General features: G+C 58.8%; 15 protein-coding genes. 5 read left to right on the top strand and 10 right to left on the bottom strand.

Annotated elements, in window-relative coordinates:
• Nucleotides 1-14: 14 nt before the first annotated feature.
• The 4 genes from RTX30_RS11550 to RTX30_RS11535 are packed head-to-tail and all read left to right on the top strand — an operon-like array spanning nt 15 to nt 4,876.
• Nucleotides 15-908 (top strand): ABC transporter substrate-binding protein, encoded by an 894-nt coding sequence (locus RTX30_RS11550; protein ID WP_312689855.1) that lies wholly within the window; start codon nt 15-17, stop codon nt 906-908.
• Entirely contained in the window at nt 908-1,834 is a 927-nt protein-coding gene (locus tag RTX30_RS11545; protein WP_312689854.1) for an amino acid ABC transporter permease, read from the top strand. The genes RTX30_RS11550 and RTX30_RS11545 overlap by 1 nt, the downstream gene beginning before the upstream one ends.
• Nucleotides 1,827-2,588, top strand: coding sequence for an amino acid ABC transporter ATP-binding protein (locus tag RTX30_RS11540; RefSeq protein ID WP_312689852.1), 762 nt, complete (start codon nt 1,827-1,829; stop codon nt 2,586-2,588). Before RTX30_RS11545 ends, RTX30_RS11540 begins: the two co-directional genes overlap by 8 nt.
• Nucleotides 2,589-2,590: 2 nt before the next feature.
• Nucleotides 2,591-4,876 (top strand): molybdopterin-dependent oxidoreductase, encoded by a 2,286-nt coding sequence (locus RTX30_RS11535; RefSeq protein ID WP_312689851.1) that lies wholly within the window; start codon nt 2,591-2,593, stop codon nt 4,874-4,876.
• Here RTX30_RS11535 and RTX30_RS11530 read toward each other — a convergent pair.
• Genes RTX30_RS11530 through purB form a run of 4 tightly spaced genes read right to left on the bottom strand, consistent with a single transcriptional unit; the run spans nt 4,862 to nt 9,229 of the window.
• Entirely contained in the window at nt 4,862-6,184 is a 1,323-nt protein-coding gene (locus RTX30_RS11530) for an MmgE/PrpD family protein (protein WP_312689849.1), read from the bottom strand. The genes RTX30_RS11535 and RTX30_RS11530 overlap by 15 nt on opposite strands.
• The gene (locus tag RTX30_RS11525) at nt 6,181-7,326 is read right to left on the bottom strand and encodes an amidohydrolase (RefSeq protein ID WP_312689847.1); all 1,146 of its coding nucleotides are present in this window, start codon (nt 7,324-7,326) and stop codon (nt 6,181-6,183) included. Before RTX30_RS11525 ends, RTX30_RS11530 begins: the two co-directional genes overlap by 4 nt.
• 11 nt (nt 7,327-7,337) lie before the next feature.
• Nucleotides 7,338-7,865: a GNAT family N-acetyltransferase gene (locus RTX30_RS11520; RefSeq protein ID WP_312689845.1), complete on the bottom strand. Its 528-nt coding sequence runs from the start codon at nt 7,863-7,865 to the stop codon at nt 7,338-7,340.
• Complete coding sequence (purB, locus tag RTX30_RS11515; protein ID WP_312689843.1) at nt 7,862-9,229, bottom strand: adenylosuccinate lyase; 1,368 nt, start codon at nt 9,227-9,229, stop codon at nt 7,862-7,864. Before purB ends, RTX30_RS11520 begins: the two co-directional genes overlap by 4 nt.
• A 209-nt stretch (nt 9,230-9,438) precedes the next feature.
• On the opposite strand from purB, the gene RTX30_RS11510 reads away from it, so the two are divergent.
• On the top strand, nt 9,439-10,530 hold the full coding sequence (locus RTX30_RS11510; protein ID WP_312689841.1) for an iron-containing alcohol dehydrogenase family protein: 1,092 nt from the start codon (nt 9,439-9,441) through the stop codon (nt 10,528-10,530).
• A gap of 2 nt (nt 10,531-10,532) precedes the next feature.
• On the opposite strand, the gene nikR is transcribed toward RTX30_RS11510, so the two are convergent.
• Genes nikR through nikA form a run of 6 tightly spaced genes read right to left on the bottom strand, consistent with a single transcriptional unit; the run spans nt 10,533 to nt 15,810 of the window.
• Nucleotides 10,533-10,934, bottom strand: coding sequence for a nickel-responsive transcriptional regulator NikR (gene nikR, locus RTX30_RS11505; RefSeq protein ID WP_312689839.1), 402 nt, complete (start codon nt 10,932-10,934; stop codon nt 10,533-10,535).
• Complete coding sequence (nikE, locus tag RTX30_RS11500; RefSeq protein ID WP_312689837.1) at nt 10,922-11,707, bottom strand: nickel import ATP-binding protein NikE; 786 nt, start codon at nt 11,705-11,707, stop codon at nt 10,922-10,924. The genes nikR and nikE overlap by 13 nt, the downstream gene beginning before the upstream one ends.
• Complete coding sequence (gene nikD / locus RTX30_RS11495; RefSeq protein ID WP_312689835.1) at nt 11,704-12,468, bottom strand: nickel import ATP-binding protein NikD; 765 nt, start codon at nt 12,466-12,468, stop codon at nt 11,704-11,706. The genes nikE and nikD overlap by 4 nt, the downstream gene beginning before the upstream one ends.
• Nucleotides 12,468-13,301, bottom strand: coding sequence for a nickel ABC transporter permease subunit NikC (nikC, locus tag RTX30_RS11490; protein WP_312689833.1), 834 nt, complete (start codon nt 13,299-13,301; stop codon nt 12,468-12,470). Before nikC ends, nikD begins: the two co-directional genes overlap by 1 nt.
• Complete coding sequence (gene nikB, locus RTX30_RS11485; RefSeq protein ID WP_312689831.1) at nt 13,301-14,242, bottom strand: nickel ABC transporter permease subunit NikB; 942 nt, start codon at nt 14,240-14,242, stop codon at nt 13,301-13,303. Before nikB ends, nikC begins: the two co-directional genes overlap by 1 nt.
• On the bottom strand, nt 14,239-15,810 hold the full coding sequence (nikA, locus tag RTX30_RS11480; protein WP_312689829.1) for a nickel ABC transporter substrate-binding protein: 1,572 nt from the start codon (nt 15,808-15,810) through the stop codon (nt 14,239-14,241). Before nikA ends, nikB begins: the two co-directional genes overlap by 4 nt.
• Between the last annotated feature and the right edge of the window lie 136 nt (nt 15,811-15,946).

The raw sequence follows: 15,946 nt of genomic DNA, 5'->3' as shown, positions 1-15,946 counted from the left end.
GGACAGACCACAATATGAATAAATACGGCGTATTCTCCATTCTCCTCGCAATAAGTGGTGTGCAACAGGTCAATGCCGCTGAACAAAGCGTTCCGGCGCAAACCACGTTTACTATTACGGCAGACGCGTCGCTAAAAGCGAAATTACCGCAGGAGGTTATCCAGCGCGGTTATATTATTGCGGGCACCAACCCAAATACGCCGCCGACAACATTTTATCAGGAAGATAATAAAACGCTGGCCGGGCGTGAAATTGATATTATGACCGCGGTTGCCGAACGCCTCGGCGTAAAAGTGCAGTGGCATGATACCGGCGGTTTCGACAATATTATTCCAGGGCTGAAATCAGGCCGCTACGATGTGGCGCTGGCGAATATTAATGCCACCAAAAAGCGCCTGGAACAGGTGGATTTCGTCAGCTATTACGATGCATCCCGCCTCGGCATTATCTCCCGTCAGGATGCGAACATTCCCGCCTTTACCGAACTGACACAGGTGTGCGGCAAAGAGATTGGTGCAGGTGCGGGCACCACGCAAATCAACCGTTTGAACGAAGGCAGTAAAGCGTGTGAAGCACAGGGTAAAGCACCGATAAAAGTCGCCGTCTTCCCGGACCGTCCGGCAGGCGTACAGGCGGTGGTCAGCGGGCGCGTACCCATGTTCTTTGGCCCCTACGAAGGGCTGACCTGGCAGGTCAGCAAAGTGAAACCGCTGACCATGAGTGGGCAAATCAGCGTTAACGACGCCCCGGTGTCTATTGCGTTCCCGAAAGGCTCCGGGCTGGAGGAGGCCGTACAGGCAGCCCTCAACTCCCTCATCAAAGATGGCTCTTACCAGAAGATCCTCGACCACTGGTCGATTGGCTTCGGCGCGGTAAAAGAGTCCAAACGTAACGAAGAGATTTTCTAATGGCGCACACCACACCTTCACCGTCGCAGGACGCTTTGCGCATTGTCGGTAAACGCTACTACGGGCGCTGGTTCAGCGCCCTGTTCGTTTTACTGCTGCTGGCAGGGCTGCTGCACTCCATTTTCAACAATCCGCGTTTTGAGTGGGGCGTGGTGGCACAAAGCTTCACCGAAGACTCCATCATCAGCGGCGTGTTGATGACCTTGCAACTGACCGCCATTTCCGTCGTGCTGGGCTTTGCCGGCGGCACCGTACTGGCGCTGATGCGCCTGTCATCAAATCCGGTGCTGGTGGCGGTAAGTTGGGGATATACGTGGTTTTTCCGCGGCGTGCCGATGCTGGTGCAGCTTTTCCTCTGGTACAACGTGGCCGCGCTTTATCCGACTCTCTCTGTGAGTTTGCCGGGGCTTGGCGAACTCTATAGTGCGCCAGCCAACGCGGTAATAAGCCCCTTTAGCGCAGCGGTAATCGCGCTGGTGATGCATCAGTCCGCCTATGCGGCGGAGATTATTCGTGCGGGTATCCAGAGCGTTGGGAATGGTCAACTGGAAGCGGCGCGGGCGCTCGGTTATTCGCGCGGGCAGATTTTCCGCCATACCGTTTTGCCACAGGCGATGCGCGCCATCCTGCCGCCCGCCGGCAATGAGGTGATTGGTCAGTTAAAAACCACCGCTGTGGTTTCCGTGATTTCTCTGCAGGATGTGCTCTACTCAGCGCAAATTATCTATCAACGCACCTATGAAGTGATCCCCCTGCTGCTGGTCGCCACGCTGTGGTACCTGCTGCTGACGTCCGTGCTGTCGGTCGGACAGTTCTACGTCGAACGTTACTTCTCCCGTGGCGTAAAGCGCGTTGAAGCCAACGTCTGGTTTGCCCGCAGACTGCCGGTGTATCTGTTTAACGCCAGGAGAGTGAGTAATGGCTGAGACAATTGAATTACGCAATATCACCAAGCGTTTCTCCGGGCAGACGGTGGTCGATAGCGTCGATCTGGATGTGGACGCCGGGTCGGTAACGGTGATCCTCGGCCCATCGGGTTCGGGGAAATCAACACTGTTGCGCTGCATTAACCACCTGGAAAAACTGGATGCCGGGACAATCCGCATCGGCGGCGAACTGGTGGGGTATGAGCAAAAAGGCCAGGCGCTGTTTGAAGTGAGCGACAGCAAAATCGCCCGACAGCGCAGCCGTATTGGCATGGTTTTCCAGCAATTTAATCTCTTCCCGCACCGGACCGTGCTGCAAAATATTATCGATGCGCCTGTCCGTGTGAAAAAGCAGCCCAGGGCGCAGGCGGTGGCGAAAGCGCGCCAGCTTCTGCAACAGGTTGGGCTTTCCGGGCGCGAAAATGACTGGCCGCAGCAGCTTTCCGGCGGTCAGCAGCAGCGCGTAGCGATTGCCCGCGCGCTGGCAATGGATCCTGAAGTCATGCTGTTTGATGAGCCGACCTCGGCACTGGACCCGGAGCTGGTGGGTGAAGTGTTACAGGTCATCAAAGCGCTGGCGCACTCCGGCATCACCATGGTGATCGTCACCCATGAAATCGGGTTTGCCCGCGAAGTGGCGGACAACATTGTGTTTATGGAAGCGGGAAAAGTGATCGCTTCCGGTCCGGCGCGCCAGGTACTGGAAAATAACGCCAACGCCCGCGTCAGCCACTTTCTTTCCACGGTGCTTTAACTATGCCGCCTGTGACGCACAGCTCCCACTGGGGGGCGTTTACTGCCTCCCCGGCGGGTGATGAACTGCACATTACCCCCTTTGCTGGCGATCCCGATCCCAGCCCGTTGCTGGACAATTTTACCGATGTGCTGCGTCACCCGGCGCGCGTGACCAGGCCGATGGTCCGCAAAGGCTGGCTGGAGCAGGGTCCTGGTCCGGACGCGAAGCGGGGAGCTGATGAGTACATTGCGATTAGCTGGGCGCAAGCGTTGGATCTGGCGGCGAGGGAGTTGCAACGGGTGGCGGATAACTTCGGCCCGCAGGCGGTGTTTGGTGGTTCATATGGTTGGTCCAGCGCCGGGCGTTTTCACCATGCTCAGAGCCAGGTGCACCGGTTTCTGAACACCACCATCGGCGGTTATGTTCGCTCGGTATGGTCCTACAGTTCTGCGGCGGCCTGCGTTGTCTTGCCGCACATAGTTGCCTCGCAGGATGAGATTTCCCGGCGCGGTGTGAGCTGGCGTGAGATTGCTGAACACAGCGAGGTCGTGCTCTCTTTTGGTGGTCTGGCGCTGAAAAATTCCCAGGTTGCCAGCGGCGGCATGAGCGAGCATACCGAACGCGGATACCTGCGTCAGGCTGCTGAACGCGGCGCGCAATTTATCTCCATCAGCCCATTGCGCCATGACTTGCCGGACGAAGCCGCCGGGGAGTGGATAGCGGTACGTCCGGGTACCGATGCGGCGTTAATGCTGGCGCTCCTGCATACCTTATGGCTTAACGGGCTGAGCGATGAAGATTTTCTGGGGCGTTACTGTACCGGCTGGCCAACGCTGGTCGCCTCCCTCAATGGTACGCAGGATGGCACGGTGCGGGATGCCGCCTGGGCAGAAGCCATTTGTGGTGTGCCCGCCGCAGACATTGTTGCGTTGGCGCAGCGCCTGCACGGTAAGCGCGTGGTGATCACGGTCGCCCATTCGTTACAACGTGCGCAGCACGGCGAACAGCCGGTATGGCTGGGCATGGTGCTGGCTGCGGCGTTGGGGCAACCCGGTCTGCCCGGCGGCGGCTATGCCTATGCGCTGGGGGCGTTGGGTCACTACGGAAAAGCGTTTAACCGCGTCTCTTTCCCCTCGCTGCCGCAGGGCAACAACGGCGTTGACGATTTTATTCCGGTAGCACGTATCGCTGATATGCTGCTCAACCCTGGCGCCCCCTTTGATTTTAACGGCCAGCGGCGCCGTTACCCGTCCATTAAGCTGGCGTGGTGGGCGGGGGGTAACCCCTTCCATCATCACCAGGACCTGGCGCGTCTGCGTAATGCGTTTTGTCAGTTGGATACGCTGATCGTCCATGAACACAGCCTGACGGCGACCGCGCGCCATGCGGATCTGATCTTACCCGCCACCATGACGCTGGAGCGCGAAGACGTAGGCGGCGCGCCAACCGACAGACATTTGTTCGCCATGCATCCAGTGGCTGAGCCCTGGGGTGAAGCGCGGGATGATTTCGCCATTTTCCGGGAGATTGCTGCCCGGCTGGGGCGTGAAGAGGCGTTTACCGAAGGGCGCACGGTGCGTGAGTGGTTACACCATCTGTACGGGCAGATGCAGGAAAAATTAGCGCAGGAAGGGGTGAATACACCCGATTTCGACCGCTTCTGGCAGGAGGGCGTGTTAACGTTGCCGCAGGTGGACGATGGTGGGGGCATGATGCGCCGTTTTCGTGCCGATCCCGACGTGTATCCATTACCGACGCCGGATGGCAAAATCCAGATCTATTCAGCGACCATCGCCAGTTTCAACTATCCCGATTGCCCCGGTCACCCGGCGTGGCTGACACCGGACGAACAACCCGACGCGCAACATCCGCTGTGGCTGATTGCCAATCAACCCGCCACCCGCCTGCACAGCCAGCTCGACTACGGGCGACACAGCGCACGGCATAAACAGCAGGGTAAAGAGGTATGCATGATGCACCCGACCGATGCCGCTGCACGCGGTATTACCGAAGGGGCGATTATTATGCTGTATAACCTGCGTGGCGCTGTGCTGGCGGCGGCGACCTTGTCGGAGAATATTATGCCTGGTGTGGTGCAACTGCCGACGGGTGCCTGGTACGACCCGGTGGACCCGCTTGCAGCGCGCCCGCTGTGTCGTCATGGTAACCCTAACGTTCTGACGCGCGACATCGGTACCTCTTCGCTGGGGCAAGGGTGCAGCGGGCAGATCACTGTCGTTCAGGTGTCTCTGTTTACCGGCGATGTTGGAGACGTGCAGGCTTTTGCGCCCCTAAACCAGCAATAGCGCCTGTAGGGTACGCAGCGCCTGGACGCTCTCCAGACGGGTCAAGGTAAGCCAGCCATCGCGGGTGACGTCATCCGCTTGCGGCAGGCAGCGGCGCAGTTTCTCCGCTAAATCCACGCCTTTCGCCAGCAGCATCTGGCGTGTGGCTTCGGTTTCCAGTATCACTCCGTCGCGAGTGGTTAAGCGAAGGCGATGAAAACGCGCCGCCGGGTTGAGTGCGTCCGGTGGTGCGTTGTGATCCGGCGTACGCACGACGCGGGCCGCCAGCGCGGCGGTAGCCGGTTTCACATCGCCGGGCGCGAAACTGCTCAGCGGCAGATCATTGTCCAGTAAGCATTCGGCAATCACATACTCAAGGCTAAAGCGGGCTTCAACCCCACTGGCGGGAGTATGAATAAATGCCGCCACATCGCCGCCGGGCGGAAACGCCACCTCAATTCGCTCCACATCGTGGTGTAACTGCGCAGTGGAAAACCCTGTCGCAAGCCATTTCTCACGTAGCGTCAGTGCAGCCAGCGCTGCACCGTGCGTGCCGCTACAGGTCGGCCAGGGTTTAAACTCCAGCCCCGGCGTAACAATGCGCCACGGTGCGCCCCAGCGTTCAGTAAGCAATGCCGGGCGGGCAGTCGAGGGGCTATAAGCGGTGAGAAAACGCTCCAGCGCGCCGATTGTTTGCGCAATGACGGCATGCTGCGTCAGTTGTACGGCAGTGACCGCCGCCCGGGCCGCCAGCCCGGCATGCAGCGGTTTGATATCCGAACCAAACTGCACGCGTAATCCGGCAGACTGAGTGGCGGCAATGGCGAGGATATTCGCGGTTTGCTCAGGATCCGCCTTCACCAGACGGGCGCAGGCCGCTGCCGCTGCCAGCACGCCGAGGGTGCTGGTGTTGTGAAAGCCCTGCATATAATGCCCACTGCCGACTGCCAGACCCAGGCGGCCCGCCATTTCTACCCCCAGCACAAAGGCATCGAGAAACTGCGCCGGTTCGATACTGGCGCACTCTGCCGACAGCGCCAGCAACGCCGGGAGGATAACGGTTCCGACATGCCCACGAAAGTCCGGGTGAAAATCATCGAAATCCAGCGCATGCCCGCTGTAGCCAAGACGCAACGCGCGGGATTGCGCGTCCTGCCCCGGCCAGATCTGGCGCAATGACGCTAAGGTGGCGTCAGGTAATACGCCGTTAACCACCGGCAAGGCAACGGCGAAAAAGTCGAGCACACCGCACCGTGCCTGTTCACGGGCGGTGTCATTCGGCTGTGCGTCGACAATCAACCGGGCAATGGCCAGGGTGATATCACTCATGCCGCTGCCTTTTTCAGCGCCTGTACTGCCAGCGTCGCCAGCCATTGCGCGGTGGGAAACAGGGCGGCGTCATCCACGCGGAACTGGGGATGGTGCAGGGCATACGGGCCACCGGAGCCAATCATGATAAAAGCGCCGGGCAAACGTTGCTGGTAAAACGCGAAGTCTTCGCCAATCGGATTCGCGGCGATACGGCGGACGTCAAAACCCGTTTCGTGACCGGTTTCCAGCGCCAGTGCAACCCACTCTTCGCTGTTCACCACCGACGGGGGGCCGGGTTGCCAGTCAAGGGTAATTTGCGCGTTAAACGCGGCGGCCATCCCGGCCAGCACATCACGCATGCGCTGCTCAATCTGTTCGCGCACCGTCTGGCTAAAGGTACGCACGGTGCCTTCCAGCCAGGCGCTATCCGGGATGACGTTCCACGTGCTGCCGCTGTGCACCTGCGTCAGGGAGAGCACGGCATTTTCATCGGACGGAACATTACGGCTAATCAGGGTTTGCAGCGTAGAGATCAGTTGCCCGGCGATCACCACTGGATCATTGCCTTCATGCGGGCGCGCAGCATGGCTGCCGGTGCCGGTAATATCAATACGGAAACGGTCAACGCCTGCAGTCAGCGCGCCGGCTTTACTGCCCATGACGCCCACCGGTAGTGCCGGATCGTTATGGATACCAAAAATCGCCGTTGCTCCCTCCAGCGCGCCCGCGGCAATCACCGCCGGTGCGCCTTGCCCGGTCTCTTCTGCAGGCTGAAAGAGAATGCGCACCCGCCCGGGCAGGCTGCTCTCCTGCTGTTTGAGTAAAATCGCCGCGCCCAGCGCTGAGGCACTGTGGAAATCATGGCCGCAGGCATGCATTACGCCGGGGTGCGCTGAGCTGAACGGCACGCCGGATTTTTCCTCAATCGGCAGTGCGTCGATATCCGCGCGCAGGACGATCAACGGGCCAGGGTGTTGCCCGCCCAGTTCAACGACCAGCCCGGTCGGCAGATCTAACGGCAGAATACGGATCTGGTAGGTTTCCAACGCAGCACGAAGACGGGTGGTGGTGGCGAACTCCTGGTTAGAGAGTTCAGGAAAACGATGCAATTCGTGGCGAAAATCGGTCAGCCAGGCCGGTAATTCAGCAATGTCGGTCATAGCGTTACTCATCAGGGTGAACGACGCGCCAGCCACGCGGTGTGGTCAGCGTCATCAAGGATTTTTTTCATAAACAGGGTGATATGGCCTTTGCCCAGATCCGCCTCATGCGCAGGCACAAAGCCATACTGCTGATAAAAGGGGATCAGCCACGGATGGCTGATGGCGGTGCCGAGCGACACCGCAGGTGCGCGCAATACACCGCGCAGAATATGGGTCTCCACCCAGTCGTAGATTTGCCGCCCGCGCTGCTCCCCACGATGGCGCGGATGCGCGGCAAACCAGCCGATATGCGGCAGGCCAAACGGCCCCGGCAGCGGCCCCCAGGGGTAGCGCAGCGTAATGGAGGCGGCTAACGCATCATCGACAAACAGCCCCCAGACACCGTGCTGTTGCAGGTGTTGCGTTACCTGCGCGACGGTGGTGGTGGCCGCATCAAAATGAATGCCCATCTCACGCACCTGTGCGTAGGCTTCCAGCATCAGCGTTAGATAGATGTCGCGGTCAGCGGTCGTTAGCTGGCGATAGTGCTCGCTCATACCCTCTCCAGCAACTGTGAGTCGTCTGCGGCGCGCAAGACATCACTGACTTTTTCCAGCGCGCTGCCTAAGTAGCGCGCTGGATCCAGCCAGCCATCGAGATCGGCATCGCTGATAGCCCCGGCGATTTCCGGTTGTTCTGCCAGCACGCTTTTAAAATCGCGCCCGCTCTCAAACGCCGTCATCGCACAGGTGTACACGAGGTGGTGTGCTGTCTGTTTACCGAGGGTTTTCCCGGCTTCAAACATGACTCGCTCCGACAGCAGCAGCCCGGCCTGGATATCCAGATTGGCGCGCATTTTGTCGCTATTCACCGTTAGGCCGTTAAGGATCCCCTGTGCGTTTTGCAGTTGTGCAGAGAGATAAAGACAAATTTCCGGTAGCGCCAGCCACTCTGCGCGCCAGCTCATGGCATCGCGTTCGTGTTCGACATGCATGGACTCAAAAATCAGACCGGCGCTGTGGCGCACGGGCGCAGTCAGGCTTGCCAGTCCTTCAATAGCAGCAGGGTTGCGCTTGTGCGGCATGGTGGTAGAACCGATTTTCCCGGCGCTGAAAGGCTCTTCCACTTCGCCGATTTCGGTACGCATCAGGTTATAGAGTTCATTGCCGATTTTGCCCAACGAGCCGCTGATCAGTACCGCCAGCGAGGCGAATTCGCTTAAGCGATCGCGGGCAGATTGCCAGCCAATAGTCGGGCAGGCGAGCCCGAGTAGCGCCAGCGTGCGACGCTCTACCTCAGGACCCAGATCGCCCAGTGCCGCATTGGTGCCGATAGCGCCGTTGATGTTGCCTGTCAGCAGGCGCGGGCTGATTTCGTTGATGCGTGTTAAATGGCGTAAAAACTCATCCAGCCAGACGGCGACCTTAAACCCAAAGGTCGTGGGCAACGCCTGCATGCCGTGAGTGCGACCAACCATTAGCGTGTGCTGGTGACGTTCGGCAAGCTGGCGCAGGGCGCGGGCTACGCCAACGGTATCGCGGCGGATAATGTCCAGTGCATCGCGCAGTTGCAAAATGGTGGCAGTATCGACGATATCCTGTGTGGTGGCACCATAGTGCAGGTATTCCCCCGCCGGGCCGCACTGCTGTTGCAGCGCCGTCAGCGTGGGCATAAAGGAGTGCTTCATCTGTGCGGCAAGTTGGGCGATATCGCTCAGTTGCAGCGCCTGCGGCTGTGCACGGTCGGCAATCTCCTGCGCTGCTTTTGGTGGAATGACGCCCAGTTCACCTTGCGCACGTGCCAGCGCCACTTCCACGGCGGCCTGCTGGCGCAGGCGATTTTCTTCCGACCAGATGGCGCGCATTTCCGGCGTGGCGAAGTTATTGCCGATGATCAAAAAATCGATGGGATGCGATGACATATTATGTGCCTGTCGTAAATTTAAAAAATGCCGATAATTTTATTTTCTGTTCAGCATCTTCATTCATGAATATACCGGCGGCAAGGCATTTGTCGCCTTATCTAATATTCTTCTATCGATATGAAAATACAGGAAATGAGAAAGATTGTTTTTTGTTTTTATTTTTGTAGCATGAGCCGATAATGCGATTTAATTACATGGAAAACTCAATGCTTGCGATAAAAACGCCGCAAACCTGGTTTCACCTGTCAGGTATTCGCCATGACGCAGGGAAATATATTTCACCGCTGTCACAGCATATTTTAATTATTACCAGTGCGCGGGCCTGGGCACGAGTGAACCCGGCGCTGGAAGGCAGTTTGCGCGCCAGCGGCGTGAAATGGCAGACCGAAATCATGACTGGCTACTGTACCGACGAGCGGGTGGCACATTACGCCCGGCGCGCGCGAAAACTGGGGGTGCAGTGGATTGTCGGCGTGGGTGGTGGTCGCGTACTGGATACCGCGAAAGCCGTAGCGGATGCGCTTGAAGGCGGCGAGTCTGTCACCATCCCGACGGTTGCCTCTACCTGCGCGGCCTGGTCGCCGCTGTCGGTCTTTTATACTGAAGAAGGCGGGCAGATCCGCAGTCAACCGTTGAAAACATTGCCGCGACTGGTGCTGGTGGACAGTGAAATTATTGCACAGAGCGATGTGCGTTATTTAAAAGCGGGTATTGTGGATGCACTGGCGAAATGGTACGAGTTCCGTCCCTATTTAGAACATTCGCCGGATAATCTGGCGTTGCAGTTAAAAGTGCAGACCGCCCGACTGGCTGTGGATATTTACGAAAAACACGGTGTGCAGGCGGTACAGGATAATAAAGCGCAGGTTGTCAGTGAAGCGTTAATCAATGTTATTGATGCCAATATTGCCATTGCCGGGTTGGCCAACAGCATTCGCGGCGAGATCCCCACGCCTGGCGTCGCTCACGCTATTCATAACCGTCTAACCTACGAACCGGCGTTGCGCGACTGGTTGCATGGTGAGCGAGTGGGTTACAGCTTGCTGGTGCAGTCGTTCCTCGAAGGCGACGGTGAAACACCGGACGCCGCATTGCTGAGCTTATTGCGTCAGTACGAGATGCCACTGACGCTGGCGCCGCTGAAAGAGATCCGCCTGGCGGTGATCCAGGCGGTGGCGCGCAGTATTCATTTTCCTCGCGCGGCGGCAGAGCATTTACCGTTTTCGCTGGAACCCGCACGGATTGAACGAGCGCTACGCCTGACGGAGCAATTTTTTACACCCCGCTATGCGGTATAGCATTACTCTTCTGCCGCCAGGCATTGTAAATGGCCGTGGCGCACGCCGCGCTGGGCGATAACGTCGTCGGCAAAATGTTGAACGTCACCCATTTTGCCTTTCAGCACCGCAATCTCTAAACAGTCGTCGTGGCTGATGTGCACATGCAAGGTGGCGACAGATAAATCGTGATGATGATGCTGCGTGGCGACTATGCGGCTCGCCAGATCGCGTTTCTCATGTTCATACACATACGAAAGCACGGCGTAGCCCTGCTTTTCATTGTCCTGCGCGGACTCCTGCGCCAGCGTGCTGCGCAGAATATCCCGCAGCGCTTCCGAGCGGTTGTTGTAGCCCCGTCGCTGGCTCAGGTTATCCAGCGTTTCGAGCAGGTCATCATCCAGCGTGATGGTCACACGTTGCATGGTTGTCTCCTTTGTAATGAGCGCGGCAGAGCGGGCAATACCGCCTGTTGCAGGGTTTGCCCCGCCTGTGAGTGAAAATGCAGCGGCGTAGCGACAGTGACAGTTTCCACCATTGCGCCGTTGTCCATGACGATAACCCGCTGGCAAAAACGTTCTACCAGGCGTAAGTCGTGAGTAATGAACAGGCAGGCGACACCGGACTGCTGTTGCAGGCGTTTCAGCAGGGCGATCATGCCGGCCTGCAACACCAGGTCGAGGCTGGACACTGCCTCGTCAAGGATCAGTAGCGTGGGTTCTACCGCCAGCGCCCGCGCAAGGCACACGCGTTGCAACTGGCCGCCGCTCAGTTGCGGCGGGCGCTTGTCCAACAAGGCATGATCCAGTTCGACTTCATCCATTAAGCGCGTGATGCGTAGCTGTTGCTCCGTTTTTGACAGCGTCAGCAGGTGGCGTAGCGGCTCACGCAAGATATCCCGCACGGTATGCCGTGGGTTCACGGCGCTTATTGGGTCCTGAAAAACCATTTGTATGTCGCGGCGAAAGGCGTTGCGGGCGCGGGCATTGAGCCGGGAAAGCGGCGTTCCCCGCCAGATCACTTCACCCTCATCGGGGGACTCCAGCCCCACCAGCAGCCGCGCCAGCGTACTTTTGCCGCAGCCGCTACGCCCCAGTAAGGCCACGGTTTCGCCGCTCCCGAGCTGTAGCGAGATATTATTCAGTACTCGCTGGTGGCGGTAAGTATGGGAAAGACCCCGCACGTCAAGCAGGTTCATTGTGTTAACTCCATGCCATACAACGCCAGATGCGCGGCCACTAACTGGCGCGTGACGGGGTGCTGCGGCGCGCGAAACAGCGCCTCTGCCGTGCCGATTTCGATAATCCGCCCGTTATCCATTACCGCCACCTCATCAGCCAGCCGCGCCACCACGCCCATATCATGCGTGACCAGTAACACGCCGGGCTGGCGTTCACGCACAATGCGATCCAGTAAATCGAGGATCCGTGCCTGTGCCACGGCGTCCAGGTCAGTGGTGGGTTCGTCGGCAACGATATACGCTGCTTCGCTCAGCAGTGCCATCGCCATCATCATGCGTTGCAGCATGCCGCCGCTCATCTCGAACGGATAAAGCGTAAGGACCCGTTCTGCGTCTTCCAGCCCGACATCCTGCAGCGCAGCGACCAGCGTGGCGTGGTCGGCAGGCTTCCCTAATGCCTGGCAGGTTTCACGCGCATGCCCGGCCATCGTACGTAGCGGGTTAAAGGCGCTGCGAGGGTTTTGCATTACCGTGGCGACGATCACGCCGCGAAGCGACTGGGGCGTGACGGGCTTATTGTCGGCCAGCAGCCGGCCAGAGGTCTGCCGCACGCCAGCGGGCAGTACGCCCAGCGCTGCTGCGCAGGTTAGCGACTTGCCGCTGCCGCTGCCGCCGACCAGCGCCAGCACGCGCCCACGCTTGAGGGTGAGCGAGACATCGTCCACCAGCGGTTTTTCGGCGTGCAGCGAAATATTCTGCAAACTCAGTTGTGCGGGCATCAGTGGACGTGCTCCGTTTCCAGATGGGGATCGAGGTGGTCGCGCAGCGCGTCACCCACCAGGTTAAACGCCATAACGCTGATAAACAGCGCCAGGCCTGGCCACAGCATTTGCAACGGCTGCGTCCAGATATATTGCCGGGCGTCATTGATCATTACGCCCCATTCCGCCGTCGGGGCGGTTACGCCCAGGCCGAGGAATGACATGCCCGCCACGTGCAGCATCATGTGGCCAATATCCAGGGTAGCCAGCACCAACAGGGAGGGAACGACGGCACCCGCCAGATGATCGCGAAACATCTGCGGGTAACTGGCGCCGCTTAAGCGCGCAGCCAGCACATACTCGCGGCTGCGCAGAGAAATCACAAGGCTGCGTACCATGCGGGCGTACCACGCCCAGTGGGAGAGGGCGATGGCGATAATCACATTCGTCAACCCGGTTCCGAGCACGCCAACCATAAAAAACGACAGGATCGAAGTGGGAAAGGTCATGAAGATATCCGCCACGCGCATAATCGCCTGGTCGATCCGCCCGCCCAGCAGCCCGGCGCAGCCTCCGGCGGTTAAACCGATCGCCAGCACCAGAAGCAGACAGAGGATCACCGATCCCAGCGAAACGCGGGTCGCGGCCATCAGGCGTGAAAAAATATCGCGTCCGAGATGATCGGTGCCGAGCCAGTGCTGGCTGCCTGGCGGCAGCAGGCGGGCAGGTAAATCAATGCCTTGCGGATCAAAAGGCACCCACCACTGGCAGGTCAGGGCAATACCCAGAAGTAACAGCAGGAGCAGTAACGCAACACGCACTGGCCAGCGGGTGGTGTGAAGAAAGTGCATCAGTGTGCTCCTTCATGATGGCGGATACGCGGATCCAGCGCGGCGTTGAGCAGATCCACCAGCAGGTTGCACACGACGAAAACCACCACCATCACCAGCGTAAAACATTGGATCACCGGATAGTCGCGGTTAAAAATGGCAGACACCGCATAACGTCCGATGCCGGGCCAGGCGAAGATGCTTTCGATAATCATTGTGCCGCCAATGAGCTCGCCAATGTGCATCCCCAGCGCGGTGATCACCGGTAATCCGGCATTGCGCAGTATATGCCGCCGCTCCGTCTGCTTTTCGCTTAAACCACGCAGACGCGCCCAGGTAACGTGGCGCTGCCCGGCGACGTCCAGCATGCTGGCGCGCAGCAAACGCGCATTAATCGCCAACGACATGAATGCAATCGACACCGCAGGCAGGATCAGGTGTTGCCATCCACCGTAGCCCATCGCGGGGAGCCACTGGAGATGCACCGAAAAGAACATTACTAAGAGGAAAGCCAGCCAGAAGTTCGGCATTGAAACCCCGAGAAATGCCACAGCGCGGACGGCAAAATCAGGCAGGCCATCACGGTGGCGCGCAGCCCAGATACCGAGCGGTACCGAGATGAGCAAAATCAGCACCAGCGCCGCGCCCGCCAGTTGCAGCGTAGCGGGCAGAAAGTGCAGCACATCGTCCAGTACCGGGCGCTGGGTAGCATAAGAGAGGCCGAAATCCAGATGCAGCGCGCGCCACAGCCAGTGGAAATATTGATCGACCAGCGGCTGATCCAGCCCCAATTGCAGGCGGGTCGAGGCAATCATCTCCGGCGTGGGCGGCAGATTCGACAGCCGCAAATAATCCATGGCCGGATCCCCTGTGCCCAGGCGCAGCAACAGGAAAATCACTACTGACGCGGCAACGATCATCGGGATCAACAACAGCAGGCGCTGGCATAAATAGCGGCTCATTTCGTGGCGTCCGGGACGATCTGATCAAAAGGGATCTCAGAGGCAACAGGGGCAAAAGGAATTGGCCCCAGGCCCGGTTTTGCCACGACCATCATGGAGATATAGCTAATGGGCAGGTACACCGCGTCGTTATGCAGCCGGGTAAGGATATCGCGGTACAGCGCCTGACGCGCCGTCTCATCCTGAGTGGTCAGCACCTCACCAATCTCGTGATCGATGAGCGCTTTATCGGGCAGACCGCGTTGCGCCTGGTAATCCGCATGAGACGGCACGCGCATGGAACTCATAAACGCATGGGGATCGTAAGGCGCGCCCCAGGTGCGGTTGAAAATCATGCCGAATCGGCCATCGCGCTGGCGCGCGTAAATGCTGCTCTCCTCTTCGCCAACCAGCGCCACGTCGACGCCGACCGCGCGCATATTAGCCTGCAGGATCTCAGCCATTGATTTACTCAGGGCATCGGTGCCGATATAGGCCAGCTCAAGATGTAAAGGCTGACCGGCTTTCTCCCGGATGCTTTTCCCGGCGGGTAATTGCCAGCCGGCTTTTTCCAGCAGTGCGCGCGCCTGCGCCGGATCGTACTGGCGTGCCTTCAGGCCAATATTGGCATACGGCACTGACGGGGCAAACAGCGTGTCGGCAATCTGCTGTGTACCGTACAGCGCCCCCTCAACCAGCGTTTTTTTATCGACCGCATAGTTTAGTGCTTCGCGCACCGCCAGTTCATCGGTGGGCGCACGCGCTGAGTTCAGCGCCAGCATCACCGTTTCCATGGGGGCGGAAAGTTGGGTACGCCACGCTGGGTTCTGGCTGAAGCGGGCAAACGTATCCAGCGGCAGTAACCCTTCATTGCCGTAAAGCATGTCGATATCGCCAGTTTCAAAGGCTACGGCGCGACTGGTTGGGTCCGGGATAACTTTCACGATGATTTTGCCTGCTGCGGGTTTCTCCCCCCAGTAGTGCTCGTTACGCACCAGCACGTCGTACTGGTTAAGGCGTGACTCCTGCAAAATCCATGGCCCGGTGCCAATCGGTGCGTTAATGCCGTGCAGGGTTTCGTGATTTTTAAACTGCGACGGGGCGATAAAGCGAAACGGGCGGGGAAGGGCGAGTTCTTGCAGGAAAGGATAATAGGCACTTTTCAGGGTGATTTGTAACTGGCTGGGGTTGAGGGCTTTCACATCGGTGATTTGATTTGCCAGCTCCAGCCATGCGTGGCGCGGGCGGTTATCCAGCACTGCGCGGAAGTTTTCTGCTGCGGCCTGGGCGGTAAACGGCTCGCCGTTCGAAAACTGTACCCCCTCGCGCAGCGTGAAAATCCAGGTTTTGCCATCATCGGAGTGGGTCCAGCGTGTGGCGAGCCAGGGTTTGACGCTGCCGTCGGCCTGGTACTTCACCAGCGGTTCGTAGACCATGCTCTGGGCGAACATTTGGTTTGGGGTGTAGAGATGCGGGTTTAGCGGCCCGACATTCACCGGCCAGGCGGTGGTCAGTGTGGGTAGCGCTGCAGAAGCAGCAAAGGATGCGCAGAGCAGCAGCAGAGCGCCAGCGTGGCGATAGAAAGACACGGTCGATTCCCTGTCGAAAAGAGTGGCGAAGAAGTATGACGATTTTAGATATTCATCATACGAATGGTATGTTCTGGATCAAAAACCTTTCTTCTAAAAGGGTTTTACCGCACAACCTGCAGAGTTAGCATGCAGG

The sequence above is a fragment of the Kosakonia sp. genome, assembly GCF_032052965.1.
Lineage (GTDB): Bacteria > Pseudomonadota > Gammaproteobacteria > Enterobacterales > Enterobacteriaceae > Kosakonia.
Note: the sequence above shows the minus strand (reverse complement) of the source record. Positions and strands in the feature narration are given on the sequence as shown.

Excerpts from the sequence above, each read along its gene's own strand:
- RTX30_RS11550 (WP_312689855.1), top strand. The coding sequence starts at position 15 with ATGAATAAATACGGCGTATTCTCCATTCTCCTCGCAATAAGTGGTGTG.
- RTX30_RS11545 (WP_312689854.1), top strand. The coding sequence starts at position 908 with ATGGCGCACACCACACCTTCACCGTCGCAGGACGCTTTGCGCATTGTC.
- RTX30_RS11540 (WP_312689852.1), top strand. The coding sequence starts at position 1,827 with ATGGCTGAGACAATTGAATTACGCAATATCACCAAGCGTTTCTCCGGG.
- RTX30_RS11535 (WP_312689851.1), top strand. The coding sequence starts at position 2,591 with ATGCCGCCTGTGACGCACAGCTCCCACTGGGGGGCGTTTACTGCCTCC.
- RTX30_RS11530 (WP_312689849.1), bottom strand. The coding sequence starts at position 6,184 with ATGAGTGATATCACCCTGGCCATTGCCCGGTTGATTGTCGACGCACAG.
- RTX30_RS11525 (WP_312689847.1), bottom strand. The coding sequence starts at position 7,326 with ATGACCGACATTGCTGAATTACCGGCCTGGCTGACCGATTTTCGCCAC.
- RTX30_RS11520 (WP_312689845.1), bottom strand. The coding sequence starts at position 7,865 with ATGAGCGAGCACTATCGCCAGCTAACGACCGCTGACCGCGACATCTAT.
- purB (WP_312689843.1), bottom strand. The coding sequence starts at position 9,229 with ATGTCATCGCATCCCATCGATTTTTTGATCATCGGCAATAACTTCGCC.
- RTX30_RS11510 (WP_312689841.1), top strand. The coding sequence starts at position 9,439 with ATGCTTGCGATAAAAACGCCGCAAACCTGGTTTCACCTGTCAGGTATT.
- nikR (WP_312689839.1), bottom strand. The coding sequence starts at position 10,934 with ATGCAACGTGTGACCATCACGCTGGATGATGACCTGCTCGAAACGCTG.
- nikE (WP_312689837.1), bottom strand. The coding sequence starts at position 11,707 with ATGAACCTGCTTGACGTGCGGGGTCTTTCCCATACTTACCGCCACCAG.
- nikD (WP_312689835.1), bottom strand. The coding sequence starts at position 12,468 with ATGCCCGCACAACTGAGTTTGCAGAATATTTCGCTGCACGCCGAAAAA.
- nikC (WP_312689833.1), bottom strand. The coding sequence starts at position 13,301 with ATGCACTTTCTTCACACCACCCGCTGGCCAGTGCGTGTTGCGTTACTG.
- nikB (WP_312689831.1), bottom strand. The coding sequence starts at position 14,242 with ATGAGCCGCTATTTATGCCAGCGCCTGCTGTTGTTGATCCCGATGATC.